This is a genomic window from Catenuloplanes japonicus, assembly GCF_000717135.1.
Taxonomy (GTDB): Bacteria; Actinomycetota; Actinomycetes; order Mycobacteriales; family Micromonosporaceae; genus Catenuloplanes; species Catenuloplanes japonicus.
On record NZ_JNXY01000029.1, the window covers coordinates 13,060 to 38,369 of the forward strand.

At 72.7% G+C, this 25,310-nt stretch carries 22 protein-coding genes; 3 read left to right on the forward strand and 19 right to left on the reverse strand.

Features of this window, described 5'->3' with window-relative positions:
- Positions 1–68: 68 nt before the first annotated feature.
- The gene (locus OP04_RS34430; protein WP_232323846.1) at positions 69–1,049 is read left to right on the forward strand and encodes an NADP-dependent oxidoreductase; all 981 of its coding nucleotides are present in this window, start codon (positions 69–71) and stop codon (positions 1,047–1,049) included.
- On the opposite strand, the gene OP04_RS34435 is transcribed toward OP04_RS34430, so the two are convergent.
- From OP04_RS34435 to OP04_RS34495, 14 genes are all read right to left on the reverse strand, one after another.
- The gene (locus tag OP04_RS34435) at positions 1,039–2,172 is read right to left on the reverse strand and encodes an NAD(P)/FAD-dependent oxidoreductase (protein WP_033344122.1); all 1,134 of its coding nucleotides are present in this window, start codon (positions 2,170–2,172) and stop codon (positions 1,039–1,041) included. The genes OP04_RS34430 and OP04_RS34435 overlap by 11 nt on opposite strands.
- 20 nt (positions 2,173–2,192) lie before the next feature.
- On the reverse strand, positions 2,193–2,771 hold the full coding sequence (locus OP04_RS34440; protein ID WP_033344123.1) for a hypothetical protein: 579 nt from the start codon (positions 2,769–2,771) through the stop codon (positions 2,193–2,195).
- Positions 2,772–2,990: 219 nt separating this feature from the next.
- Positions 2,991–3,152: an SDR family oxidoreductase gene (locus OP04_RS52305; RefSeq protein WP_232323847.1), complete on the reverse strand. Its 162-nt coding sequence runs from the start codon at positions 3,150–3,152 to the stop codon at positions 2,991–2,993.
- 231 nt (positions 3,153–3,383) lie between these two features.
- On the reverse strand, positions 3,384–5,654 hold the full coding sequence (locus OP04_RS34445) for an ABC transporter permease (protein WP_033344124.1): 2,271 nt from the start codon (positions 5,652–5,654) through the stop codon (positions 3,384–3,386).
- Positions 5,651–6,331, reverse strand: coding sequence for an ABC transporter ATP-binding protein (locus tag OP04_RS34450; protein WP_033344125.1), 681 nt, complete (start codon positions 6,329–6,331; stop codon positions 5,651–5,653). The genes OP04_RS34445 and OP04_RS34450 overlap by 4 nt, the downstream gene beginning before the upstream one ends.
- Positions 6,328–6,852, reverse strand: a complete 525-nt coding sequence (locus OP04_RS34455) for a PadR family transcriptional regulator (protein ID WP_033344126.1) — start codon at positions 6,850–6,852, stop codon at positions 6,328–6,330. The genes OP04_RS34450 and OP04_RS34455 overlap by 4 nt, the downstream gene beginning before the upstream one ends.
- A gap of 155 nt (positions 6,853–7,007) precedes the next feature.
- On the reverse strand, positions 7,008–7,670 hold the full coding sequence (locus OP04_RS34460) for a maleylpyruvate isomerase family mycothiol-dependent enzyme (RefSeq protein ID WP_033344127.1): 663 nt from the start codon (positions 7,668–7,670) through the stop codon (positions 7,008–7,010).
- Positions 7,671–7,824: 154 nt separating this feature from the next.
- Entirely contained in the window at positions 7,825–11,424 is a 3,600-nt protein-coding gene (gene metH, locus OP04_RS34465; protein WP_157240776.1) for a methionine synthase, read from the reverse strand.
- 218 nt (positions 11,425–11,642) lie between these two features.
- The gene (locus tag OP04_RS34470) at positions 11,643–13,241 is read right to left on the reverse strand and encodes a hypothetical protein (RefSeq protein ID WP_033344128.1); all 1,599 of its coding nucleotides are present in this window, start codon (positions 13,239–13,241) and stop codon (positions 11,643–11,645) included.
- Positions 13,238–14,122 (reverse strand): ABC transporter ATP-binding protein, encoded by an 885-nt coding sequence (locus OP04_RS34475; RefSeq protein ID WP_033344129.1) that lies wholly within the window; start codon positions 14,120–14,122, stop codon positions 13,238–13,240. The genes OP04_RS34470 and OP04_RS34475 overlap by 4 nt, the downstream gene beginning before the upstream one ends.
- Before the next feature lie 12 nt (positions 14,123–14,134).
- On the reverse strand, positions 14,135–14,803 hold the full coding sequence (locus OP04_RS34480) for a TetR/AcrR family transcriptional regulator (protein WP_157240778.1): 669 nt from the start codon (positions 14,801–14,803) through the stop codon (positions 14,135–14,137).
- A gap of 119 nt (positions 14,804–14,922) precedes the next feature.
- Positions 14,923–15,714, reverse strand: coding sequence for an alpha/beta fold hydrolase (locus OP04_RS34485; RefSeq protein ID WP_033344131.1), 792 nt, complete (start codon positions 15,712–15,714; stop codon positions 14,923–14,925).
- A 20-nt stretch (positions 15,715–15,734) separates the two neighbouring features.
- On the reverse strand, positions 15,735–16,346 hold the full coding sequence (locus OP04_RS34490; RefSeq protein WP_033344132.1) for a carbonic anhydrase: 612 nt from the start codon (positions 16,344–16,346) through the stop codon (positions 15,735–15,737).
- Positions 16,347–16,422: 76 nt separating this feature from the next.
- Positions 16,423–18,300, reverse strand: a complete 1,878-nt coding sequence (locus tag OP04_RS34495) for an ABC transporter ATP-binding protein (protein WP_033344133.1) — start codon at positions 18,298–18,300, stop codon at positions 16,423–16,425.
- 90 nt (positions 18,301–18,390) lie between these two features.
- On the opposite strand from OP04_RS34495, the gene OP04_RS34500 reads away from it, so the two are divergent.
- Together OP04_RS34500 and OP04_RS34505 are read left to right on the forward strand one after the other, a co-directional pair.
- Positions 18,391–19,506: a coiled-coil domain-containing protein gene (locus tag OP04_RS34500; protein ID WP_051799534.1), complete on the forward strand. Its 1,116-nt coding sequence runs from the start codon at positions 18,391–18,393 to the stop codon at positions 19,504–19,506.
- A gap of 251 nt (positions 19,507–19,757) precedes the next feature.
- Positions 19,758–20,105 (forward strand): RNA polymerase-binding protein RbpA, encoded by a 348-nt coding sequence (locus tag OP04_RS34505; protein ID WP_033344134.1) that lies wholly within the window; start codon positions 19,758–19,760, stop codon positions 20,103–20,105.
- A gap of 54 nt (positions 20,106–20,159) precedes the next feature.
- On the opposite strand, the gene OP04_RS34510 is transcribed toward OP04_RS34505, so the two are convergent.
- From OP04_RS34510 to kamE, 5 genes are all read right to left on the reverse strand, one after another.
- The gene (locus OP04_RS34510) at positions 20,160–20,690 is read right to left on the reverse strand and encodes an FxsA family protein (RefSeq protein ID WP_051799535.1); all 531 of its coding nucleotides are present in this window, start codon (positions 20,688–20,690) and stop codon (positions 20,160–20,162) included.
- 78 nt (positions 20,691–20,768) lie between these two features.
- A complete protein-coding gene (gene lnt / locus OP04_RS34515; protein ID WP_085067022.1) occupies positions 20,769–22,433 on the reverse strand; it encodes an apolipoprotein N-acyltransferase in 1,665 nt (554 codons plus the stop codon).
- Positions 22,434–22,966: 533 nt separating this feature from the next.
- Positions 22,967–24,247 (reverse strand): glutamate mutase L, encoded by a 1,281-nt coding sequence (locus OP04_RS34520; protein ID WP_033344135.1) that lies wholly within the window; start codon positions 24,245–24,247, stop codon positions 22,967–22,969.
- Entirely contained in the window at positions 24,244–24,615 is a 372-nt protein-coding gene (gene kal / locus OP04_RS34525; RefSeq protein WP_033344136.1) for a 3-aminobutyryl-CoA ammonia lyase, read from the reverse strand. The genes OP04_RS34520 and kal overlap by 4 nt, the downstream gene beginning before the upstream one ends.
- Positions 24,612–25,298 carry a lysine 5,6-aminomutase subunit beta gene (gene kamE / locus OP04_RS34530; protein ID WP_051799578.1) on the reverse strand — a complete coding sequence of 229 codons (687 nt, stop codon included), beginning with the start codon at positions 25,296–25,298 and terminating at the stop codon, positions 24,612–24,614. Before kamE ends, kal begins: the two co-directional genes overlap by 4 nt.
- Positions 25,299–25,310: the final 12 nt, after the last annotated feature.

The window sequence follows — 25,310 nt, forward strand, 5'->3', positions numbered from 1 at the left end:
CGCAGACGGGCAAGAATCTGAGTTTTATGAGCATCGACTGCCCAATGCTCGCTGCCTACGGTGAGGTCATGACAACCGACACCATGCGGGCGCTCATCGCCACCGGCTACGGCGAGCCCGAGCAGCTCACGGTCGCCACCCTGCCCGTTCCACGACCCGGTCCCGGCCAGATCCTGGTGCGGATCGCCGCGTCGACGATCAACCCGACCGACCTGCGCGTGATCACCGGCGGCTTCCGGACACTGGTCGACCTGGAGTTTCCCTACACGCTCGGCAACGAGTTCGCGGGCACGGTCGTCGAGGCCGGGCCGGGTGTCACGCGCTTCCGTACCGGCGACGAGATCTTCGGTCTGGCCATGCCCCGCCAGCTACGCCTCGCCGCCGACCCGGTGCGGCCGTCACTGAGCACCGGGGCGCTCGCCGACTACGCGGTGTGCGAGGCGGACACGCCGGCGCTGGACCATCGGCCCGCCTCGCTCGGCGCGGCGCAGGCCGCGTCGCTGCTGATCGCGGGCGGCACGACGCTGGCGGTCATGGACGCCGCGAAGATCCGGCCCGGCGAGACCGTGCTCGTCATCGGCGCCACCGGCGCGGTCGGCCTGACCCTGGTCCCGGACCTGGCCGCCGCCGGTGCCGAGATCACCGCGACCGCCCGCACCGCCGAGGGTGCCGGCCTGCTGCGGAGCCTCGGCGCCCACCGCACGGTCGGCTACGACGACTACCCCACCGGCGTCGACGTCGTTCTCAACCTTGCGCTGTTCGCGGACGGCCTGCCCGCAGCAGCCCGCAGCCTGCGCCCCGGCGGCCGGCTGCTCTCGATCATCTTCCCGCCGCCCACGCCCGAGCAGCTGGAACGCGACGACGTGGAGCTGGCCTTCGTCATGCAGAGCGGCAACGAGTCCACCGGTGCGCGGGCCGTGGCCGAGGCCGCCACCGCGGGCCGCCTGGCCACCCCGATCGCCCGCCGCTACTCCCTCGACGACGGCGTCGACGCCGTCATCGACTACGCCCGCCACCACCCGCTCGGCAAGATCGTCGTCACGACCTGACCGGTGCCGGCCGAATCCCGCGGTACATGAGCGGGCCGGTGAGATGATGCTCGATGGCGAAGTACGGCCGGCGCGGAAGCCGGACACGACGGCCACTGGCGAAGAAGATCTCCAGTCCGTCGTGGAGCGGGCCGAGCACGGAGCCCTGCGCGTACGCCGGGATGCGCAGGTCGCGGCCGCTCCTCCCGCGCACCGTGGCCACGATGTTGCGCGCGACCAGCTCCGCACCCAGGTTCCGGGCCGAGGCACGCAGCGGATCGCTGGCGGCCACGTCACCCACGGCCCAGATGTCGTCATGGCCGGGTGTGCGCAGGTCGGCGCGCACCCGTACGAATCCGTCCTGGTCAAGCAGTTGATCCGGCAGCCAGGCGGTGTTCGGCTCGGCCCGGCCGACCGCCCACAGCACGAGTTCCGCCTCGGCGGACGGCCGACCGGTGGTGAAGGCGACCGGGCCCGGCGACGGTGACAGGTCGGCCGGCAGCACCGCACGATGCCCGGGGTGCAGCCGCACGCCGAGCCGCTGGAGCCGGGCCCGCACCACGCCCCAGACCCGGGGATGATGCCTGGTCAGCGCGTTGTCCCCCGGGAAGTACAGGTCGACCCGCGTGGCGGGGAACGCCTCGGCGAGCTGGGCGGCGCTGTTCACCGCGGTCGCCCCGCCGCCGACGATGGCGATCGAGCCGGCGGCGGCGAAGCGGTCGTGCATGTCGCGCAGGCCCTGGTCGAGCTGGGCCTGCCCCTGCAGCTCCGGACGGCGCCAGAATCCGCTGCGCACGCCCGTGGCCAGCACGAGCACGTCATAGGGTTCCTGTGTGGTGGCGCCGTCCGCCGATTCCACGGTGACCAGCCGGCCGTCCGGGTCGAGGCCGGTCATCGTGCCGTGCACCAGCCGCACACCGTCCAGCGCGCGGTACCGGCCGAACGGCACGTGGTACTTCGCCGCCCACTGCTCCGGCCGGGCCAGCCGCCAACCCAGATCCTTGCCGCTGAACAGGCCCGGCTTGCTGGAGATGCCCACCACGTCGACGAGACGCCGGTGCCGACTCAGATTCACGGCCGTTATCAGCCCGGTATCGCCCATCCCGGCGACCACGACGCGGACAGGTCGTTCCGGGTGCGACATGAGTCGATCTTACCGTCGGCTCAGGGCTGCTCGAAGATGGCCTGGACACGGTGGAGCAGCGCGGCCCACTCACGGTCGAGAAGGGACTCGAGATCCGCCTGGAGCGCGCGGCGGGACGGCTCCTGGAACCAGGCGCGGTTACGGTCGAGGACGCGGTCCAGGTAGCCGGAGCCCTTGCCCCACTCGTTGGCGCTGTCGATCCAGAACTGCCGGTCGCCGGAGAGCTGACCCCGGTAGAGACCCCGGGCGCTCTCCTCCACCGTGTGCAGCAGCTCGGTGTAGGTGGAGGTCATCAGCCGCTCGCCCTGGATCAGCAGCTCCCGCGCCTCCGGCAGCGAATTACTCAAAAGCTCGCACACGGTACGGAACGCCGCTACCGATCCGCCCATGGACACCTCCACGAGCTTCCGGGCGCCACGCCCCAGCTCGTGCGTGTAGCTGAGCGACGGCCACTCGCCGTCGCGCCGGATGCTCGCGTTGACCGCGCTCGCGTGCACGCGCCCCATCTGTTCCAGCAGCATGTCGTGCACGAGTCCGTCCAGCGGGCCCGGCGAGCGGTGCGCCCGTAGCCAGTCAAGGAATCCGCAGCCGATCCGCACCCCGCGCCTCGACCGCGATGCCGTCGCCAGCCTCTGGGACCGCGCTGCGGCGTCAGCCCACCCTCGAAGGCCTCGACACCGCAGCGCGCAACGGCAAGCACCCGCCGTCATCACCGGGGACATGCTGCACACCGTGCCGGGTCGGCGCGCGCTCGGAGAGACCGTCCGCGCGGGCCCGGCGAGGGAAAGCCGGGCCCGCGCGGCTGACCGGGTCCGGGGTTAGATGGCGGAAAGCTCGCCGCCGTCGACGTTCAGGCCGGCGCCGGTGATCCACTGGGCTCGGTCGGAGACGAGGAAGGCGACGGCCTCGGCGACGTCACGCGGGTCACCGGGGCGGCCGAGCGGGATGCCCGCGGTGATCGCGGCGAGCTCCACGCCCATCGCGTCGGCGAAGCTCTGGGTTCACGATGATGTCGACACCGCCGAGCTCGCGCAGTGCTGCCGCGGTGAACGCCTGCACGCCGGCGACGTCCGCCGACGTGGGCACACGCCAGGCTTGCCGGCCGAGGCCGGACACAGCTGATCCCGGCCGTAACGCGCTCGGCTTTCTGCAGGTGACCGGGGCGGTGCTGGACATCGACGGGTACGACATGACGCCGGACCGAGGCGCTGTCATTCGGTGCGGAGGGCGGAGGGGGTGGTGAGGCGGTAGAGGAGGGGGAGGCTGGCGGTGGTGGCGAGGAGGATGACGAGGACGGCGGCGCCGGTGGTGATGGCCATGCCGGTCCAGTCGAGGCTGATCGGGGCGTCGGCGGCGCGCTGCAGGATGATGCCGAGGGCGGCGCCGGTGAGGATGGCCAAGGACATGCCGAGCAGGACCGGGATGGCGACCTGGTAGAGCACGGAGCCGGTGAGCGTGGCGCGGCGGGTGCCGAACGCGGTCAGGATCGCGAGCAGGCGGCGGCGTTCGTGGAGTTGTTCGGCGACGGTGACGACCATGCTGGCGCCGATGAGCAGCAGCAGTGCGGTGGCGAGCACGAGCAGTGCCTGGCGGATGCCGACCAGGATTGACTCGAACGTGCGGTCCTGGATGAGGCTGACGCCGGCGGTCGGGTCGACGCCGGTGACGGTGTTGCGGAGCAGGTCGATCGCGGCCGGCTCGGTGAGCGCCACGTAGTACTCCACGTTGGCCGACGAGGGTTGCACGCCGCCGAGCGCGCCGGGGGTGAGCAGGACGGCGGCGGGGGCGGCGCCCATCGCGTCCGGGATCGGGGTGACGGCGGTGGCGGTCGCGGGGAGCGTCCACTGTGCGTCGGGGCTGCCGAGGTCGTAGCGGGTGCCGGGGGCGGCGCCGGCGGAGACGAACGCGTCGCCGTCCGTGCAGGTGTCGAGGCGGGCGAACTGGCGCAGGACCGTGCAGTCGCCGATCTGGATCAGGGCCTCGGTGCCGGCGGTGGTGGCCCAGACCGTGGTTTCGGTGGAGAGTGCGGCGACGCCGGGTGAGCCGCGCAGTGCGGGCTCCCAGCGGGCGGTGTCGTTGTCCATCGGCCAGACCGTGGCCTGGAAGTCGTCGACGCTGCGGCCGGTCTCGTGCGTGTACTGCGCCTGGACCGCGACGAGCAGCCCCTGCAGTGCGATCGCGCCGGCGACGGAGACCGCGATGCCGGAGACCGCGCGCACGGCGGTGCCGCTGTCGAGCTGCAGGCGTCGGACGGCCAGCTCCCAGGCGACGCTGCCGCCGCCGAGCCGGCGCACGGTCGCGTCGACCCACCAGGGCAGCAGCAGGGCGACGCCGACGAGCAGCGCGGCCAGCCCGGCGAGGACCTGGGCGGCGGTGCCGGCGCCGTTGTCGCCCTCGCCGAAGCCGTCGTAGATCGGCCAGAGCAGTGCCAGGCCGAGGACCGGCAGGACGAGCCGCCACCACAGACGCCGGTGCCGGTCGGCGCTGAGGCGGACGACGCCGAGCGGCTCGACGACGACCTTGCGCAGCGCGGACAGCGTGACGAGCACGGCCGAGACCGGGACCAGGACCGCGGCGAGGATCGCGAGCGCGGGGACCGGGCGGGCGTCGGCGGCGTAGAAGCTCATGCCGGCGGGCACGAACCGGCCCGCGACGAGGACCGTGACGATGTAGAACAGGGCGCCGACCAGAAGGCCGAGGAGCGCGGCGGTGAGCGTCTCGCCGGCGGCGATCCGCCGGGTCATGCCGGTGTCCGCGCCGACGAGGCGGACCGCGGCGAGGCGCCGGTCGCGGGTCTCGCCGCCGAACCGGACGGCGGTGGCGACGAACACGCCGACCGGGACGAGCAGCGCGGCCAGGCCCATGATGCCGAGGAGGATGAGGGTCGGGTCCATGCCTTCGTCGAGCTCGGGGCGGCCGAACCGGTCGGCGCGGTGCGCGGTCTCCTCGGTGAGCCGGTCGGTGCCGAGGTAGACCACGAGCTCACCGGGCCCGGCGAGCCCGGCCGGGCCGATCTCACCGGCCACGCGCGCCCGCCATCGGTCACGGAGCAGCGCGCCGTCGGCGGAGGCCATCAGCGCGGCGAGCGCCGGGGAGACGATCATCTCGCCCGCGCGCGGCATGGTGGTGACGCCGGGCGGCAGGACCGGGCGGGTGCCCTCGGCCTGGAGGAGGCGGCCCTGGATGCGCCGGTCGCGGTAGTCGGTGTTGGCGACGGCGACGAGCACGGTGGTGTCGCCGCGGGCCACGGTCTGCTCGGCGGAGACCGGCTCGGCGCGCTCGGCGAGCCGGGTGCTGCGGGCGGCGACGAGCGTCGGCACGGTGGCCGTGACCAGCAGCATCGCGACGCCGAGCCCGACACCGACCGCGATCATGGTGAGTCGTGCCCAGCCGGCCCGGCCGCCGGCCACGCTCAGCCGCACGCCGAGCGCGAGGTCGGCGGCCCAGCGGCGTGGCGCGGACCGGGTCGGGAACTCGGTCATGCGGCGAACTCCTGCTCCCGGACGCGCCCGTCGCGGACCACGGCCTCCCGGTCGGAGTAGGCCGCGACGCGTGCCTCGTGCGTCACCAGGACCACGGCCGCGCCGGTCTGCCGGGCGGCGGCGGTGAACAGCTTCATCACGCGCTCGCCGTTGAGCGAGTCGAGCGCGCCGGTCGGCTCGTCCGCGAAGATCACTGTCGGGCGGGTGACGAGCGCGCGGGCGACCGCGACGCGCTGGCCCTGGCCGCCGGAGACCTGGCCGGGGCGTTTGCCGGCGACGTCGTCGACCTCCAGCCGCTCCAGCCAGCCCGCGGCCGCGACGCGCGCCTCCCGCCGGCTGACGCCGCACAGGCGCAGCGGTAACGCCACATTTTCCAGGCAGGTGAGCTCCGGCACGAGCTGGCCGAACTGGAACACGAACCCGAACTTCGTGCGCCGCAGCGCGCTGCGGGCCGCGTCGGTCAGGGCGGCCAGGTCGTCTCCGTCGAACGTGACCTGCCCGGACTCGGGCGTGAGGATGCCGGCCAGGCAGTGCAGCAGCGTGGACTTGCCGGACCCGGACGGGCCCATCAGCGCCAGCACCTCGCCGGCGCGCACGCGCAGCGACGCGCCGTCCAGCGCGGTGGTCTCGCCGAAGCGCAGGCGCAGGTCATGGGCGGTGAGCAGGGCGTCGGTCATCGGGTGATCCCCTCGGCGAGCTGGTCGAGGCGGGCGGCGGTCAGCTCGAGCCAGCGCAGGTCGGCCTCCAGGTGGAACAGCGCGTGGTCGCAGATCAGCGCGTCGGCCAGGTCGCCGTCGGTCTTGCGGCGGGTCAGCTCGCGCATGAGCCGCAGGTGCTCGTGCCGCTGGGTGTCGAGCAGGTCGTTGGCGTCGCGGCCGGTCATCAGCGCGAGGATGATCTTCGTGAAGAGCGTGCTCTGCAGATATGGCTCCGGCTTCTCCGGGCGGGCCAGCCAGTCGGCGACGTCCGTGATGCCGGCGTCGGTGATCGCGTATCGCTTGCGGTCGGGGCCGTCGCCGGGCTCGGACTCGACCTCGACCAGCCCGTGTTTGAGAAGCCGGGCGAGCGTGGAGTAGACCTGCCCGTAGTGCAGCGGCGCGCGCCCGGCACCGAACCGCTCGTCGTAGTTGCGCTTCAGGTCGTAGCCGTGCGCGGGCCCGTTCTCCAGCAGCCCGAGCAGAGCGAATCCCACCGACATGCCCGCCACTCTACACCCGGTTTATACACGCAGTGTCTACGCCGCTCAAAACCCCAAAAGCCGCAAAACCACAGCCACCTTCCCGCTTCCGGCGTGGTCCGGTGCCGCGCGCTCCCGCGGCCGGCGGATCCGTGGCCGGTTCCGCACACCCCGGGTCAGCCGAGCGCCAGCCAGCGGATCCCGCCGCGGGCCACCGCGTCCCGTTCGCCCTCGGTCATCCGCGCCCGCCCGGTCGCCTTGCGCAGGAACGTGAGCCGGTCCCAGCCCAGCGGCGCCGGCCCGTCGCCGCCGAGCAGCAGCCCGCTCACCGCGGACGCCGCCTCGGGCGTGGTCCACGCGGGCCGGTCGAGCGCGGCCGCGAGGTCGATCCCGTGCACCGCCACCTCCACGACCCTGGTCAGCATGAAGTCGGTCAGCGTCATCGCGTCGCCGTGCCGGGTGCGCACCACCCGTCCGGCCGACTCCTGGCGGCAGAGGCGCACGACGTACCCACTGATGGTCGTGAACTCGGTGACCAGCGACGGTCCGGGCAGCGCCGCACGGTCCTCGCCGACCGCGATCCTGGTGGCGTTCGTCGCGGCCGAGAAGCGTTCGCCGGGCCGGTAGTAGCCGGTCGCGTCCACGGTCGCCGCGGGCGGCGCGTCCGCGCGCAACATCCCCGGCACGCGATCGACGGTCACGATGACGTGCCCGAACAGCCCCGCCACGCTCCACGGCGGGCAGGGTGACGGCCGCGCCCATCCGGCATCGTCCACCGTGGACATGGCGTCGGACAGGGCCGCGGACTCCGCCTCGAACGCGGCGAGGACATCATGCATAGATCACGAGCATAATGCCGCCATCGGTACGCGCGTGCCGCTGCTCCCAGCCCGCGGACCAGGTTCCCGCGACGGCCGCCGAAGCGGCGTCCCATGACCGGGACGAGACGAAAATGGGGCGCCCCGGAGGACGCCCCATCACACGGAGAACGGGTCAGGACGGGTCGTAGGCCAGGTTCGGGCGGAGCCAGCGCTCGATCTCGTCGAGCGGCATGCCACGGCGGGTCGCGTAGTCGGCGACCTGGTCGCGGCCGAGGCGGCCGACGGTGAAGTAGCGCGAGTCCGGGTGGGCGAAGATCAGGCCGGAGACGGCGGCGGCCGGGGTCATCGCGAACGACTCGGTCAGGCCGATGCCGATCTCCTGCGCGCCGAGCAGGTCGAACAGCTCGTGCTTCTCGCTGTGGTCGGGGCTGGCGGGGTAGCCGAGCGCGGGCCGGATGCCGCGGAAGCGCTCGGCGTGCAGGTCGGCGAGGACCGGGTCGGCGTCCGGCTCGAACCATTCGCGGCGGGCCTGCAGGTGCAGGTGTTCGGCGAACGCCTCGGCGAGCCGGTCCGCGATCGCCTTGACCATGATCGCCTTGTAGTCGTCCTGCTCGGCCTCGTACGTCGCGGCCAGCTCCTCCGCGCCGTGGATCGCGACCGCGAACCCGCCCAGGTGGTCGCCCGCACCGGCCGGCGCGACGTAGTCCGCCAGGCACCGGTTCGCGCGCCCGGAAGGCTTCTGCGTCTGCTGGCGGAGCATCGGGAACGTGACGCCCTCGTTGTCGAGCACGATGTCGTCGCCGTCGGCGTGCGCGGGCCAGAAGCCGTACGCGCCGGACGCGCGCAGCGTACCGTCGGCAATGATCTTGTCGAGCATCGTGTTGGCGTCGTCGAACAGCTCGCGGGCGACCGGCTGGTCCAGGATCGCCGGGTACTTGCCCTTGAGCTCCCAGGCCAGGAACAGGAACTGCCAGTCGATCATCGTGCGGAGTTCCGCGATCGACGGGTTCACCCGGCGCACGCCGGTGAACACGGGCGTGGGGATCTCGTCGAAGGAGACGGTCTCCCGGTTCTCCCGCGCGGCCTCCACTGAGAGCAGCGGCTGGGAGTGCCGGTTCTCGTGGGCGATCCGCAGCCGCTCCTGCTCGGCCAGGTTCGCAGTCCGCAGCGTCACGCGGCGGTCCTTGTCCAGCAGGTCGGAGACCACGCCCACGACCCGGGACGCGTCGAGCACGTGGACGGTGTCGCCGGTGTAGGCGGGCGCGATCCGTACCGCCGTGTGCTGCTTGGAGGTGGTGGCGCCGCCGATGAGCAACGGGAGCGTCATGCCGCGCGCCTGCATCTCCACGCCGACCGCGACCATCTCGTCCAGCGACGGCGTGATCAGGCCGGACAGGCCGATCGCGTCCGCGCCCTCGGCGAGCGCGGTCTCCAGGATCTTCGCGGTCGGGACCATCACGCCGAGGTCGATGACCTCGTAGTTGTTGCAGCCGAGCACGACGCCGACGATGTTCTTGCCGATGTCGTGGACGTCGCCCTTGACGGTGGCGAGCACGACCTTGCCCTGGCCGCGGTTGCCGGCCTTCTCCTTCTCCATGTACGGCTCGAGGTAGGCCACGGACCGTTTCATCACGCGGGCGCTCTTGACGACCTGCGGGAGGAACATCTTGCCGGAGCCGAACAGGTCGCCGACGACCTTCATGCCGTCCATCAGCGGGCCCTCGATCACGTCGAGCGGCCGTGGGAGCTGCTGGCGGGCCTCCTCCGTGTCGGCCTCGACGAAGTCGACGATGCCGTGCACGAGCGCGTACGACAGGCGCTCGCCGACCGTGCCCTCGCGCCAGGAGAGGTCGACCTCGCGCTTGGTGCCGGAGCCGGTGACCGTGGACGCGAACGTGACGAGCCGGTCGGTGGCGTCGGGGCGTCGGTCGAAGATGACGTCCTCGACCATTTCGAGCAGGTCGGCGGGGATGTCGGCGTAGACGGCGAGCTGGCCGGCGTTGACGATGCCCATGTCGAGGCCGGCGCGGACGGCGTGGAGCAGGAACGAGGAGTGCATGGCCTCGCGGACCACGTCGTTGCCGCGGAACGCGAACGACAGGTTGGAGATGCCGCCGGAGGTGCGGGCGCCGGGGCAGCGCGCCTTGATCAGCGGCAGCGCGTCGATGAACGCCTTCGCGTATCCGTTGTGTTCGGAGATGCCGGTCGCGACGGCGAGCACGTTCGGGTCGAAGATGATGTCGTCGGGAGCGAAGCCGGCCTTCTCCACCAGCAGGTCGTAGGCGCGCCCGCAAATCGAGACCTTGCGGTCGGTCGTGTCCGCCTGCCCCTGCTCGTCGAACGCCATGACGACCGCGCCGAGCCCGTACGACTTGATCACGCGCGCCTGGGCCAGGAAGGCGTCCTCACCCTCCTTCAGCGAGATGGAGTTCACCACGCCCTTGCCCTGCACGCACTTCATGCCCGCTTCGAGCACGCTGAACTTCGAGCTGTCGATCATGACCGGGATGCGGGCGACCTCCGGCTCGGTCGCGATCAGGTTCAGGAACGTGGTCATCGCGGTCTCGCTGTCGAGCAGGTCCGCGTCCATGTTCACGTCCAGCAGGTTCGCCCCGCCGCGGACCTGCTCCAGCGCCACGTCGACCGCGGCCTGGTAGTTGTCCGCCTCGATCAGCCGCCGGAACTTCGCGGACCCGGTGACGTTGGTCCGCTCGCCGATCATGACGAAGCCGGTGTCCGGCCCGATCGCGAACGGCTCCAGCCCGGAGAAGCGGGTGGTCGGCGCCGGCGGGTCGATCACGCGCGGCTTCTCGGACCGCACCGCGGTGGCGATGGACGCGATGTGCGCCGGCGACGTGCCGCAGCATCCGCCGACGATGTTGACCAGCCCGGCGTGCGCGAACTCCCCGACCAGCGCCCCGGTCTGCTCCGGCGTCTGGTCGTAGCCGCCGAACGCGTTCGGCAGCCCCGCGTTCGGGTGCGAGGTCACGAACGCGTTGGAGATCTTCGCGAGCTCCGCCACGTGCGGGCGCATCTCGGCGGCGCCGAGCGAGCAGTTCACGCCGACCGCGAACGGCTCCGCGCGTTCGACGGACCGCCAGAACGCCTCGACGGTCTGCCCGGAGAGCGTGCGCCCGGACAGGTCGACGATGGTGACGGAGATCCAGAGCGGGATCTGCGGTGCGACCTCGCGGGCGGCGGAGATCGCGGCCTTGAGGTTGAGCGTGTCGAAGATCGTCTCGATCAGGAACAGGTCGACGCCGCCCTCGACCAGCGCCGTCATCTGCTCCGCATACGTGGCCTTGACCTGGTCGAACGTGACCGCGCGGTAGGCGGGGTCGTCGACGCGCGGCGACAGCGACAGCGTGACGTTCAGCGGCCCGACGGAACCGGCGACCCATTTGCCGCCGGCCTCGTCCGCGGCCTGCCGGGCCAGGCGTGCGCCCTGGAGGTTCATGTCGCGGACGAGGTGCTCGAGCCCGTAGTCGGCCTGGCCGATGCCGGTGGCGGTGAACGTGTTCGTGGTGGTGATGTCCGCGCCCGCGGCCAGGTACTGCCGGTGGACGTCGAGGATGATGTCCGGGCGGGTGAGGTTGAGCAGGTCCGGGTCGCCGGTGACGTCCTTGTGGTGGTCGGCCGGGACCATCGGGCCGAGGTAGTCGGCGGGTGCCAGTTTCGCGGCCTGGAGCATGGTGCCCCAGGCGCCGTCGAGGACCCCGATCCGCTCGCTCAGCAGTTTTCTCAACGCATCGATGCGTGTGGTGTCACTCACTGCGACCTCCTCCGAAAGGCTGTCTTCGGAGGCGCCCTTGTCGTCAGTCGATCCAGGTCGAGCGTGGCGGGGTCGTCCCGTCGCAGCGCCTCTCGGCCCGGTCGCCAAGACTACCCGACTCGGGTCTCCGGCAGGCTCACCGGTGCGGCCTGCGGAAACCACCCATAAAACCCTTCATGACCAGGGGGTACGGGTGGGCGCGCCACCGCCCACCCGTCTCAATGGCTGAGATCCCGCCTGGAGAGTCCGGCCGCGCCGGCGAGCACGCCGCCGACCGCGAGCACCACGCACACGGTGACGCCCACGGGGTCCCAGTCGCCGACCATGGGTTTGCCCAGGTGCGCGGTGAGCGCGAGGCCGTGCACCCAGTCCGGCAGCCGCAGCGCCGGCGCGACGAGGTCGATGAGGTAGGTGAGCACCACCACCGCTCCGGCGACGGTCCCGGCGGTGGACATCCGGGTGATGCCGCCGACGGCCACGCCGACGCCGGCGCACGCGGCCGTGAAGAGTCCGAGAACGGCCGTGCCGGCGACCGGCTGGAACACGTCCGTGCTGCCGGCGGCGACCGCGCCGAGCCCGACCCCGGCCGCGGCCAGCGCGGTCATGACGGTGACGGCGCCGAGCAGCCCGATCCCGCCGCGGAGCACGAGCCCTGCGCGGCTGACCGGGGTGGCCAGCAGCATCTCCAGACGCCCGGTCTCCTCGTCCGCGCCCCACCCGGTCACCAGGCCCACGGCCGCGAACCCGGCGAGCACGAACAGCAGCTGGACGAGCAGTTGCAGGAACCCGCCCGCCGTACTCACGTCAAAATCCGGAAATATCCGTTCAAAGGTGTCGGCGAGGGCGGGTGAGCCGGCGAACTGGCGGGCCATGGACTCGCTGGTGGCGGCCAGGACGAAGCCGAGCACGCCCAGTCCGCTCCCCCACGCGACCGCGGTCGGGAAGCGTTCCGCGAACGTCCGCCCGGCAACACCCCCGAGCCCGAACGCGGGCATCCGTACCCGCGGCAACCCGACTCGCGCCCCCAGGTCCCGCCGCGCGAACGACTCCACCCCGACGCCCAGCAGCACCACGCCGGCGAGCAGCGGCCACAGCAGCGACGCCCAGTCCAGCCGTCCGGCCAGCGGCAGGTGATCGTGGGTCCAGGCCCACGGCGTCAGCGGCGCGATCGCGTCCAGCGCCGGGCTGAGCGTGCGGTACCCGACCGCGACCAGCCCGCCCACCAGCACCACACCCGCGATCCACGCCGAGACGGCCCGCCCGAACCACGGCGCGAGCGCGGACGCCAGCCCGCCGAACGCCAGCGCCATCACCCACAGCCAGGCCCCGAGCCCGGCCGCCATGCCCACGCTGATCCCGTCGCCGGGCAGCCGCGCGAAGACCTGCCCGCCCAGCCAGGCCCCGGCCGACGCCGCGGCGCACACGACCGTGAGCACCCCCGCCAGGCCGCCGGTCGTGGCGAGCGCGATCCGTCGCCGGGAGAGCGGCACCGCCGCGAGCAGCTCCAGGGCCTTCCCCGCGATCGTGCCGGTCAGCGCGATGATCGCCCAGACGGCCGCGATGACGACCAGGACCGTGCCGTACTTCCACTGCACGTATCCGCCCATGGTCTCCACGCCGACCGCGGGCCCGGTCATCCCGGTCGCGGCCGGCCCGAGCGTGGTGGCGAGCCGGGCGATCTCCGTCCGCGCCTCGACGGTCGGGTACGCGGACGCGACCCCGCCGAGGACCGCGAACACCAGTCCGGCGAGCAGGATCAGCAGCGTGATCAGCCCGCGTCGTGCGTCCCGCCAGGCGCGCATCGCGACGGTGGTCATGACGCGGTCTCGTACGCGCGCAGGAACGTCTCCTCCAGGCCCGGTTCCCGGGACTCGAAGTCGAGCAGCTCGTATCCGGCCGCGGCCCGCACGACCGGCGTCATCGGCCCGCTGACCCGCATCCGCAGCGTGTGGTCGACGACCTCCACGTCCGAAACGCCCGGCAGTCCCTGGAACGCCTCGACCGGCACCGTGTCCGCGAATCGCAGCAGCACCTGGTGGTGGGCGAGGTCGCGCAGCTCCGCGACCTTTCCGGTGCGCACGATCCGCCCGTCCCGGATGAGCGTGACCCGGTCACAGACGGCTTCGACCTCGGACAGCACGTGGCTGGACAGGAACACGGTCCGCCCCTCGTCACGCGCCTCGCGCAGCAGCGCCTGGAACTCCTGCTGCACGAGCGGATCCAGCCCGGACGTGGGTTCGTCGAGGATGAGCAGGCCGGGCCGGTGCTGGAAGGCGATGAGCAGTCCGATCTTCTGCTTGTTCCCCTTGGACAGCTCGCGGAACCGGCGCCCGGGGTCGATCCCGAGCCGGGCGATCAGCGCGTCCCGGTAGGCGGTGTCGACGCCGCCGTGCAGCCGGGCGAAGTAGTCCGCGGTCTGGGCACCGGTGAGCCGGTCGTAGAGCCCGAACTCGCCGGGCAGATATCCGAGCCGGCGGTGGATCGCGACCGGGTCCGCGTGCGCGTCGAGCCCGAAGACCCGGGCGGTGCCGGACGTGGGCCGCAGGTGGCCGAGGAGCGTGCGGATGGTGGTGGTCTTCCCGGCACCGTTCGGCCCGAGGAACCCGTGGATCTCGCCGGGCGCGACGGCGAGCGTGACCTCGTCGATGCCGCGGCGCGTGCCGTACCGCTTGGTGAGCCTTTCAGTTTCGATGATCATTTTTGCCTTCTCTCAGGCGATCGCATCGAACCATTCCCGGACGACGTCGAGTCTCCGGTCGAATCGCAGGGCGCCGGGCGCGACGCCGAGCACGCGCTCGAACGCCTCCCCGAACGCGCCGAGCCGGGCACTGACCTGTGTGAAGGTGAGTTCCTGGCCGATCATGGACATGGCGGCCTCGTTGGTGCCGAGGACCAGTGCGGCGAAGACGGCGGCGGTGGCGTCCGGGTCGGTGACGGCGAAGATCCGTTCGCGGGCGCCCTGCCGGATGATGTCGGCCAGGATCGGGGTGAGCGCGGTGATGGCGCGGCGGCGGAAGTGCTCGCGCACGACCGCGTTCTCGTCCGACATCCAGACCCGGGCCATGCCGATGATCAGGTCGCGTTGCCCGGCCTTGAGGTCGGCGAGCCCGCCGAAGACCGCGTCGAGCCGTTCGAGTGCGCTGCCGTCCGTGGTGAGGTGCGGTCCGGCGGTGTCGACCATGCGCAGCACGAGCGCGTCCAGCAGTGCGGCCTTGCCGTCGAAGTAGTGGTAGAACGCGCCCTTGGACGCGCCGGTCGCGCTGAGCACGTCCTGGATGCTGAGCGCGTCGTACCCCCTGGTCGCGATGATCTGCTGCGCCGCGTCCAGGAACGCCTCACGCCGTGCCGCGTGCGCCACCGGATCGACCGTGCGGGCCATCGCGCGCACCCCCTATTCTCAGACCGACCGCCGGTCTAAGAATAAACCCACAAGCATGATCACGGGGGTACGCGCGTCCCGCGCGCTTCTCGCTCGGGAGAACTCCGGCCGTTCCCGGCTCAGTTGCCGGTGGTCCGCCGGATGCGGTCGAGCCAGTCCGTGACGAGGGCGGCGCAGAGTCCGGCCTGCTCGAAGAGGAGGTTGTGCCCGGCCGCGTCGAGTGCGGTGACCGTGGCGTGCGGGTAGTGCGCGACGCGTCGCCAGGCGTCGGCGTAGCCGACCACGTGGTCCTGCCGCCCGGTGATGTGCAGTGCCGGCGCCAGGAACGGCTCCGGGTGCGCGTCCTCCGGCTCCCGGTCGAGCGAGTACCGGGCGCCGATCCGTGCGATCGCGTCCGGGTCCGCGCCGTCCAGCCCCGGCAGCAGGTATTCCAGGAACGCGCGCGCGTCGTCCGCGGACTCCACCACCGCGTCCTCCCGGTACTGTTCCACGGCCGCGCCGAGGATCGCGTCGACCTCGGGCTCGTGCCGCAGGACCGTCCGCGCGGGCACGTCCCGCCGCGCGTGTGCGGCGACGAACACGCCGGCCACGGTGGCGAGCCCGAGCACCTGCGGCCGGAGCGCGTGGGCGACGTACCGGGCGATCATGCCGCCGAACGAGCACCCGAGCACCGCGAACGGCGTGTCACCGAGGCGTTCGCGGATCTCCGCGACCGTCGCTTCCGCGACCTCCTGGGTGCTGCTGATCCCGTCGGCCGGGGTGCCGGTCGCGCCGGGCAGGTCGAGGTAGAGGCGCCGCCAGCCCCCGGAGCGCGTGAACGTGGGCTCCAGGGGGAGCAGGCTGCGGTGGTCGAGGCCGAAGCCGTGCAGGAGCACGACCGGGGTTCCGGAACCGTTGTCATGTGCGAACACGACGCGAGATTACAAGGTTTCTAGCGCGGGTCCGGGGTGATCAGGCGGGCGCGGCCGGCGTCGAGCTGGTAGGACATGCCGACGATGGCGCAGGTGCGGGCGTAGACGGCGGCGGCGAGCGTGGCCGAGTTCGCGCGGAGCTGGTCGACGGTGCTCTGGATGTGGACGTCGACTATCCCGTCCACGTCGGTGACGCCGCGGGCGGCGGACAGCTGGACGCTGGGCAGCAGTCCGTCGACGATGGCGCGCAGGTGGCCGGTCGGCGGGATGCGGGTCTCGTCCGCCTCCAGCGCGGCCTGGACCGCGCCGCAGGAGTTGTGGCCGAGCACGACGATCAGCGGGGTGCGCAGGACCGCGACCGCGTACTCGATGCTGCCGAGGACCTCGCGGCCGATGACGTGCCCGGCGGTGCGGACGACGAACAGGTCACCGAGCCCCTGGTCGAAGATGATCTCGGCGGCGAGGCGGGAGTCGGAGCAGCCGAACAGCACGGCCTTGGGCGCCTGGGCCTCGGCGAGGGAGGCGCGGTAGGCGGCGTCCTGGTTGGGGTGGACGTTGACGCCGGCGATGAAGCGTTCGTTGCCGGCGATCAGGTCGTCGAGTGCCCCGGCTGGTGTCAGCCCGTCCCCCACGTGCGCCTCCCACGGTGTCGAAGTTGCGTTTACTCTCGCGCATACGCACTGGTAACGGCAGACATGGTGACGTCGGTTACGCCGTCACCTCCGTGTGCGCGGCGAACTGGGTGCGGTACAGCTCCGCGTACCTCCCGTCCGCGGCGAGCAGTTCGTCGTGGCGTCCGCGTTCGACGATGTTCCCGGCCTCGATGACCAGGATCTGGTCGGCCGCGCGGACGGTCGACAGCCGGTGCGCGATCACGATCGCGGTCCGTCCTTCGAGTGCTTCGGCGAGCGCCGCCTGCACGGCCGCCTCCGAGGTGTTGTCCAGGTGTGCCGTGGCCTCGTCGAGCACGACGACCTGGGGCCGGGCCAGCAGCAGCCGGGCGATGGTGAGCCGCTGCCGTTCTCCCCCGGACAGCCGGTACCCGCGCTCCCCGACGATGGTGTCCAGCCCGTCCGGCAGCGACGCGACCAGTTCTTCGAGCCTGGCCCGCTCCAGCACGTCCCACAGTTCGTCCTCGGTGGCCTCCGGCCGGGCGAGGAGCAGGTTCGCGCGGACGGACTCGTGGAACAGGTGCCCGTCCTGGGTGACCAGCCCGAGGCTGTCGCGCAGCGATGTGAACGTCAGGTCCCGCACGTCGACCCCGCCGAGCCGTACCGCGCCGGAGTCGACGTCGTAGAGCCGGGGCAGCAGCTGCGCGATCGTGGACTTCCCCGCGCCGGACGACCCGACCAGCGCGACCATCTGCCCGGCCTGGGCCGTGAACGAGATCTCGTGCAGCACCTCGGCGCCGCCGCGGGCGTCGAGGACCGCGACCTCCTCGAGCGAGGCGAGCGAGACCTTCTCCGCGGACGGGTACGCGAACCGGACCTTGTCGAACTCGACCGTGAGCGCCCCGCCCGGCGCTTCCACGGCGCCGTCGCGTTCGGTGATGAGCGGTCGCAGATCAAGGATCTCGAACACACGTTCGAAGCTGACGAGGGCGCTCATCACCTCGACCCGGGCCGAGGCGAGCGCGGTCAGCGGCGCGTACAGCCGGGTGATCAGCAGCGCGAGGGACACGACCGCGCCGGGGTCGAGCTGGCCGCGCAGGGAGTAGAACCCGCCGACGCCGTAGACGACGGCGAGCGCGAGCGTGGAGACGAGCGTGAGCGCGGTGATGAACAGCCACTGCACCATCGCGGTCCGCACGCCGATGTCCCGCACCCGCCGTGCCCGTGCCGCGAACTCGGCCGATTCCGTGCCCGGCCGCCCGAACAGCTTGATCAGCGTGGCGCCCGGTGCGGAGAACCGTTCGGTCATCTGCGTACTCATCGCGGAGTTGTGCCCGGCGGCCTCGCGTTCGAGCCGGGCGATGCGGCCGCCCATGCGCCGGGCCGGGAGCACGAACACGGGCAGGAGCAGCAGCGCGAGCAGCGTGATCTGCCAGGAGATCCCGACCATGACGATCAGCGTGAGGATGAGCGTGACGGTGTTGCCGACGACGCCGGAGAGCGTGTCGGAGAACGCGCGCTGGGCGCCGATGACGTCGTTGTTGAGCCGGCTGACGAGCGCGCCGGTACGGGTGCGGGTGAAGAACGCGACCGGCTGCCGCTGCACGTGGTCGAAGACCGCGGTACGCAGGTCGAGGATGAGCCCCTCACCGATCCCGGACGACAGCCACCGGTTGAGGATCCCGAGCCCGGCCTCCGCGACCGCGATCACGCCGATGCAGGCCGCGAGCGTGAGGACGCTGCCGAGCGGGTCGCCGTCGACGATGGCGTTGACGATCCGTCCGGCCAGGACCGGTGCGGCGACCGCGAGGAGCGCGGTGACGACGCCGACGGCGAGGAACGCGGTGAGTTTGCGTCTGTGCGGCCGGGCGAACGCGAGGATGCGCCGGAGCGTGGCCCGGCTGAACGGGCGTTTCTGTTCCTGGGCGTTCATCGCGTGGTAGAGCGAGTTCCAGGCGGTCATCTCCATGCTCATGGGCCGACGGTATGACCTCATCCGCGGTAGAGGTCAAGCCGGTGTGCCTCGTACCCACGTTCGAGGCACAGCCGCTAGACTCCGGCGGCGATGGACACGGACACGCAGGCGGCGGATGAGGTCGTGCGCCCGTGCGCGCACTGTGGCCGTCCGGTGCCGCAGCGGGCGAGCGCGGGGCGGCCGTTCCGCTACTGCCGGGACAACGACGGCGAGTGCCAGCGCGCCTCACGCACGTCGCGGATGCGGCAGCGTTCCGCGCCGGGCCTGGCGGGTCAGGTGGCGCGCACGTGGGAGACGGTCGACCGGCTGGATCAGCTGGTCGAGACGCTGAGCGACGCGTTGCACGCGGAGTTGTCCCCGGCGGGGGTGGAGCGGCAGCTGGCGCAGGTGCGGGCGGAGACGTCGGCGCAGGTCGCGGCCGCGCACACGTCGCGGGACGAGGCGCGTGAGGACGCGGAGGCGGCCCGGTCCGCGCTGACCCTGGCCGAGCACGCCACGGCGGCCGCGCAGGAGGAGGCGGCGGCGTCGCAGCGCCGGGCCGAGGCCGCGGACGCGATCGCACGGGCCGCCGACAGTGCCGCCGCGGAGGCGCGCGCGGCGCGGGCCGCGGCGGAGGAGAAGGCGACCGGGGCGGAGGCGTTGCGCCGTCAGGCCGCCGACGACCGGGACACCGCGCGGACCGAGGTGACCGCGTTGCGCCGTGAGCTGGAGGCGGAGCGCCGCTACCAGGACGAGCTGTCCCGCGACCTGGACACGGCCAAGGCCGCGAAGGCCGCCCTGGCCGTGGATCTGGAGCGGGCCGGCGAGGCGCTGACCGAGGTGCGGGCGGAGCTGACCGGCACGGCGGCGACGCTCGCGGCCGCGCACGCCGACCTGGCCGCGTCCCGGGCGGAGACCGCGCAGGCCCGCCGGGACCTGGCCGCGGCCGGCGAGACGCTCACGAAAGAGCAGGCCGAGACCGCCCGTCTGGGTGCACAGGTGGCGCAACTCACGACGGATCTGGCACAGGCGCGCACGCTGGCCGACACGGTCGCGGAACGGGACCGGGAGCTCGCGCAGCTCACCTCCCGGATGACCATGGCGCGTGCGGAGCGTGACGCCGCGGTCGCGCAGGCCGGTCAGCTGGCGGGTCAGGTGTCGAACCTGGCGTCCGCGCTGGCGAACCTGGGCGCGCGTACCGTGAATGGCGGGCCGAATTCGGGGTAGTCATGCCTGCAACGGCCTTCACGGGTGGTTTGCCCTAGATCGACGAACCGTCTACCGGCCGGTTACCCTGAAGACTGTTAACACAGCGGACACAACCGCCGGTCCGAGGGGAATCGTCGGGGCGGCCGGATCGTTGCACACCCCGGGCACGGGTGGCACGCCATCGATACCTTGCAGTACAGCGTTTTTCACAGCGTAGTGAGCACGATCAGAGCAGTGAGCACGATCAGCACCGAGCGAGGGGAAGCTTCATGGGCGAGCGCATGCTGCGCGGCAGCCGTCTGGGCGCAGTCAGCTACGAGTCGGACCGTAACACGGAGCTGGCGCCCCGGCAGACGCGCGAGTACCTGTGCGCCGGCAAGGGGCACCGCTTCGAGGTCCCGTTCGCGGTCGACGCCGAGGTGCCGATGACCTGGGAGTGCAAGTTCGACGGGAGCGTCGCCCGGCTGGTCGACGGTTCCGAGCCGGAGCAGAAGAAGGTGAAGCCTCCGCGCACGCACTGGGACATGCTGCTGGAGCGCCGGTCGATCGCGGAGCTGGAGGACATTCTGCAGGAGCGTCTGCAGGAGGTCCGGGCCCGCCGCGGCCAGGTCGCGTAGGACAGCACGAGAAAAGCCCTCCACCCGTACCGGTGGAGGGCTTTTTCATGTCCTTCAGACGATCTCGCCCTCGATGACGGGGTCACCGGTCGAGGCGGGCGGCGTCTGCTGGGGGGCCGCGTGCGCGTAGTCGTTGGCCGGGCGGACCCGGCGGGGCCCGAACAGGTCGCCGGCCTGCGCGGACGGCAGCCGCCGCTCGAGCCGGCGGATGACGGCCTTGCGGGCGAGGCCGCGGAACGGCGGGATGATCAACAGCAGGCCGATCGTGTCGGTGATGAACCCGGGGACGGACAGCAGCACGCCGGCGGTGATGCCGACGATCCCGTCGACGCCCTCGGGGCCGGGGTGGCGGCCGGCCCGGGACGCGTCCCGGAAGCGGCGCCAGCCGCGCAGTCCCTCGCGGCGCAGGACGGCCGCGCCGGCGGTCGACAGGACCAGCCCGGCGAGGATGGTCCAGAAGTAGCCGATCTGCTGCGCGACGACGATGAACGCGGCGATCTCGGCGATCATGAGCGCGGCGATCCCGAGCGGCGCCCAGGTGCGCAGGCGACTTCGCCGCGGGCCGGTCACCGGGGTGGCTTGCATGCGTGGCTCCCTGTGAGGATGTGAACGGGTGGCCCTTGACAGCATGCCACGCCATCCTGATGCCCTGCTGTGAGGCTGCTAGGCCTTGCGGCGCACCAGTCCGGCGCCGATGAGCAGTCCGAGGGCGAGCGCGGTCAGCGCCGTCTCCGGCCACGCACCGACGCGGGTGGCGACGGTCAGGCCGGTGCTCTCGACCATGTCCCGCACCACGACCGCGGCCGTGTTGAACTCGGTCTGGTCGTGCACGCGCCCGTCCGCGCCGACGAACGCGGACACGCCCACGGTCGAGACCATGAGCGCGTCCCGGCCGTGCTCGACGGCGCGCAGTTGCACCATGGCCAGCTGCTGCTCGGCCTCGGCGGTGTTGAACGTGGCGTTGTTGGTCTGCACCGCGAGGATCTGCGCGCCGCCGGTGACGACGTCGCGGACGATCCCGTCCAGTGCGATCTCGAAGCAGATGACGTCGCCGATCACGGTCGCGCCGCTGTCGATGACGCCGGGGTGGTCGCCGGGTTCGAAGTCGCGGGCGACGCGGTCGACCTCGGTGCTGACCATCCGGGCGATCGTCCGCATCGGGATGTACTCCGCGAACGGCACCGGACGTCGCTTGGCGTAGAGCTGGCCGAGGTCGGCGCCGCCGCCGTTGCCGGTCCCGGCCGGCCACCACAGCACGCCGATGTTGCGGACATTGCGCGGGGTGGAGCCGTCGGTGACGCCGCCGACCAGGATCGGCACGCCGATCGCCTCGGTCGCGCGCGTGATCCCCTCGATCGCGAGCGTGTTCTTGAGCGGGTCGACGTCGCTGGCGTTCTCCGGCCAGATGACCAGGTCCGGCCGGCGTTCCTGTCCGGCGGTGACGCGGGCGGCGAGGTCGAGCGTGCCCTGGACGTGGTTGTTGAGCACGGCGCGCCGCTGCGCGTTGAAGTCCAGCCCGAGCCGGGGCACGTTGCCCTGCACGATCGCGACCGTGATCGTGTCCCCCGCCGGTGCCGCCACGGGCACCAGCGCTCCGGACACGGCCACGGCGACCGCCCCGAGAACCCAGCCCCCGAATGCAAAGGCTTTCGAGGGTACGGCCGGAAGCGTCGACGGCTTCTCTCCGAGGTCCTCGGCGTCCGCCGTGGCGGTGCGCGCGCCACGGGCCAGCAGCGTGAGGGCCGCGGCGGCGAGCAGGCCGCCGGTCAGCGCGACCATGAACGTGACCAGCGGGGCGCCGCCGAGGACGGCCCAGCGCAGCAGCGGCACCTCGCCCTGCCCGAACGCGAGCTTCGCCCACGGGAACCCGCCGAACGGTGTCCGCGACCGGGCCGCCTCCTGCGCCACCCACAGCGTCGCGACCAGCACCGGCGTCACCCACCGGTGGCGGGTGGCGAGCGGGGCGGCCCAGGCGTGGGCGAGGCCCATCGCGGCGAGGTAGGCGGCCTCGGCGACGGACAGCAGCGTCCAGGGCAGGTAGCCGGTGTGCAGGTTCGTCCAGGACAGCATCGGCATGAACAGCACGATCCCGGCCAGGAACCCGAGCCCGGCCCCGGCCCGCAGGCGGCGGCCGTGGATCGCGACCGCGAGCGCGGCGACGCCGATCGGGGCGAGCCACCACAGCCCGTACGGCGGGAACGAGAACAGCAGCGCCACGCCGGCGGCGACCGCGACCAGCACGGATCCCCACAGCGGCAGGACCGGGGCGGGGCGGGTTCTCGGACCGGCCTCGGGCGTCACGCCCGGTGCGCCGGTGGTGTCGACCATCGTCACCCGTGCCTCACTTCGTCGTCGCGGTACCCACGGTCACCGGTAGAGGGGTGAGAGTACCGGTGGGGTGAGGCACAACGAGGCGGGCCGGTTCCCGGCCGCCGCCTCCGACACGCGAAAGCGGGGCACGGCCGGTGTCAGCCGCGCCCCGCTGCTCCCTGGCCCAGTGCGGTCCGGCGCGTCGGACGAGGTGTCGAGACCTTCGGACCGACCTCACGCCGGCTGGTTGCCGTCGTATGGCCGTTGTCTACTGGCCTCGCGTTCCTCGCCGTTCGTACCGCCGGCGACGATCCCGGTTCGCGCCGCCCCGCCGACCCCCGCCTGCGTGGCCTGGCTCGGCCAGCGGACGAAGGGGCTAGAGCGAACGTGGGTTCATCTGCCCGCGCTTGGACTCAAGAACTTTACGCGTTGGGGATGGTTGGGCGTCAACCGGGGTTTGCTTTCTCTTTGGTTGCGGTGCGGTCTTTTACGTGCGTCACCGGCATATCCGTGCCCCGGCGCAGCTGGGCGGTTCGCCCGTTCGGGTGCGCTCACGTCCCCGACGTCCGGTCGAGCAGCCGCCGGGCCGCCCGCGGGTGGTCGGGGGCGAGCAGTCCCGCGGCCGCGAGGACGTAGGCGGCGTCGACCGTGACGACCGCACCGGCCGGGACGGGCCAGGCGCCGGCGTGGTCGCCGAGCGCGGTGTGCAGCGCGGCCGGGCCGTGGTGGCGCAGGACGCCGCCGGAGCCGACGACGAGCCGGGCCGCGCTCAGGTCCCGCAGCGCGCCGCCCGGGTCGGCGTGGCGGGCGTGACGGCGCAGCGCGACGGTCAGCGCGAGCCCGGCCAGGCGCTCCTCTGCGGCCCTTTCCCGGCCGGTGGTGGGTACGGAACCGGGATCGGCCGCGCGGGCCGCTGCGGCGATCTCCAGCCGGTCTGCGTCGTCGTCGGTCAGCAGGCGCTCGGCGCGGGCGGCGGCGACGATGCCAGGGGCGCCGGCGCGCATGCCGAGGTCGCCCTCGACGGTGCGGGCGCACCGGAGCGTGCCGGTGGTGGTGCGCGGCCGGTCGGGGTCGGCGGTGACAGCGGAGTAGACGTCGGTGGTGGCGCCGCCGACGTCGATCACCATGAGGTCCCGGTGCGCGGCGAGGAGCGTGACCGCGGTGAGGACGGCGTCGGGGGTGGCGGCGTGGACGTGGCGGGTGAAGCGCCGGCTGCGGGACAGTCCCCGGCCGCCGATGACGTGGTGCAGGAACGCGGCCCGCAGCGCGTCCCGGGCTGCCGCCGGGTCGAGGACGCCGAGGCGGGGCAGGATGTTCCCGCAGACGGTCACCCCTGGCAGCATCTCCCGGACGGCAGGCGCGCAGACGGCGTTCCCGGCGTAGACGGTCGGCACCCGCCAGCGGGTGGTCGCGAGCCGTCGCGCGTTGTGCAGGACGGTCTCCTCGTCGCCGCCGTCGGTGCCGCCGGCGAACAGCAGCAGGTCGGGCCGGGCCGCGCGCAGTGCCGCGATCGCGGCCGTGCCCAGGCGTCCCCAGGCGACGTGGACGACGTGCCCGCCCGCGGTGAGCGCCACCCGCCGCCCCGCGTCCGCCGTGACGAGCTGCTCGTGGCCGAGGACCGCGATCCGCAGCCCGCCGCCGGCCGACGAGCAGACCCGCAGTGACGCCCCGCGCGCGTCGGGGCCGAGCAGCGCCACCGCCCGGTCGAGCCCGTGGACGACGTCGGTGCCGACGGTGGTCGGCACCGCGGACGTGGCCACCAGGTCGCCGTCCTCCTCGCGTACCAGTGCGGCTTTCGTCCAGGTCGAACCGAGGTCCGCGCAGATGATCATGGGATGACGACGGTGCCGACCGCGGTGACCGCCAGCAGCGGCGGGTCGAGCACCTCCGCGGCGGACGGACGCACGTCCGGGCGGCCACGGCACACCACGGTCAGGCGCAGGTCGAGCGTCCGGGACCGGTTCCCGGCCCGGGTGAGGACCGCGGTCGCCTCCACCACGTCCCCGGCCCGGACCGGGGCGAGGAACCGCACGTCCGCGTAGCCGGCGAACAGGCCCTCGTCACCGTCGGCGCGGATGCAGACCTCGGTGGCGACGTCGCCGAACAGGCCGAGCGCGTACGCGCCGTCGACGAGGTTCCCGGCGTAGTGGGCGTGCGCGTACGGCACGTACCGGCGGTGGACGACCTGCAACCCGATCATGACGGCTCCCCGGCCAGACGGTGCACGAGGTAGGAAGCGACCTCGCGGGGCGTGGTGCCGCGGCCGAAGATCCGGTCGACGCCGAGGTCCGCGGCCATGCCCTCGTCGAAGCGCGGCCCGCCGACGATCAGCAGCGGCCGCCGGTGCGCGGGCATCGCCTCCCGGAACGCCGCCGACATCTCCCGCGTGTTGTGCAGGTGCGCATCCCGCTGGGTGACGACCTGGGAGACCAGGACCGCATCCGCGCCGGCGGCGGCCTCGACCAGGTCGGGCACGGACACCTGCGCGCCGAGGTTCGTGACCGTGAGCTCCCGGTAGTACTCCAGGCCCTTCTCACCGGCGATGCCCTTCACGTTGAGAATCGCGTCGATGCCGACCGTGTGCGCGTCCGTGCCGATGCAGGCACCGACGATCGCGAGCTTGCGGCGCAGCCGCCGCTTCACCGCAGTGTTGATCTCGGTCGCGGTCAGCAGCGGGAAGTCCCGCTCGGCCACGGTGACGGCGCCGAGGTCGACGGCGTGCCGCACCCGGCCGTAGACGACGAAGAACGTGTGCCCGTCCCCCATCGCCCGCGAATGCACCAGCATCGCCGGCTCCATCCCCATCTTGGCCGCGAGCTGCAGCGCGGCACCGTCGGCACGACGCCCGGCCGGCACGGGAAGCGTGAACGAGGTCTGCACCATGCCGTCACCGGT

Coding starts and splice junctions, on each gene's coding strand:
- OP04_RS34430 (WP_232323846.1), top strand. CDS start 69: ATGACAACCGACACCATGCGGGCGCTCATCGCCACCGGCTACGGCGAG.
- OP04_RS34435 (WP_033344122.1), bottom strand. CDS start 2,172: ATGTCGCACCCGGAACGACCTGTCCGCGTCGTGGTCGCCGGGATGGGC.
- OP04_RS52305 (WP_232323847.1), bottom strand. CDS start 3,152: ATGGGCGTGGAGCTCGCCGCGATCACCGCGGGCATCCCGCTCGGCCGC.
- OP04_RS34445 (WP_033344124.1), bottom strand. CDS start 5,654: ATGACCGAGTTCCCGACCCGGTCCGCGCCACGCCGCTGGGCCGCCGAC.
- OP04_RS34450 (WP_033344125.1), bottom strand. CDS start 6,331: ATGACCGACGCCCTGCTCACCGCCCATGACCTGCGCCTGCGCTTCGGC.
- OP04_RS34455 (WP_033344126.1), bottom strand. CDS start 6,852: ATGTCGGTGGGATTCGCTCTGCTCGGGCTGCTGGAGAACGGGCCCGCG.
- OP04_RS34460 (WP_033344127.1), bottom strand. CDS start 7,670: ATGCATGATGTCCTCGCCGCGTTCGAGGCGGAGTCCGCGGCCCTGTCC.
- OP04_RS34470 (WP_033344128.1), bottom strand. CDS start 13,241: ATGACCACCGTCGCGATGCGCGCCTGGCGGGACGCACGACGCGGGCTG.
- OP04_RS34475 (WP_033344129.1), bottom strand. CDS start 14,122: ATGATCATCGAAACTGAAAGGCTCACCAAGCGGTACGGCACGCGCCGC.
- OP04_RS34480 (WP_157240778.1), bottom strand. CDS start 14,803: ATGGCCCGCACGGTCGATCCGGTGGCGCACGCGGCACGGCGTGAGGCG.
- OP04_RS34495 (WP_033344133.1), bottom strand. CDS start 18,300: ATGAGCATGGAGATGACCGCCTGGAACTCGCTCTACCACGCGATGAAC.
- OP04_RS34500 (WP_051799534.1), top strand. CDS start 18,391: ATGGACACGGACACGCAGGCGGCGGATGAGGTCGTGCGCCCGTGCGCG.
- OP04_RS34505 (WP_033344134.1), top strand. CDS start 19,758: ATGGGCGAGCGCATGCTGCGCGGCAGCCGTCTGGGCGCAGTCAGCTAC.
- OP04_RS34510 (WP_051799535.1), bottom strand. CDS start 20,690: ATGCAAGCCACCCCGGTGACCGGCCCGCGGCGAAGTCGCCTGCGCACC.
- lnt (WP_085067022.1), bottom strand. CDS start 22,433: ATGGTCGACACCACCGGCGCACCGGGCGTGACGCCCGAGGCCGGTCCG.
- OP04_RS34520 (WP_033344135.1), bottom strand. CDS start 24,247: ATGATCATCTGCGCGGACCTCGGTTCGACCTGGACGAAAGCCGCACTG.
- kal (WP_033344136.1), bottom strand. CDS start 24,615: ATGATCGGGTTGCAGGTCGTCCACCGCCGGTACGTGCCGTACGCGCAC.
- kamE (WP_051799578.1), bottom strand. CDS start 25,298: ATGGTGCAGACCTCGTTCACGCTTCCCGTGCCGGCCGGGCGTCGTGCC.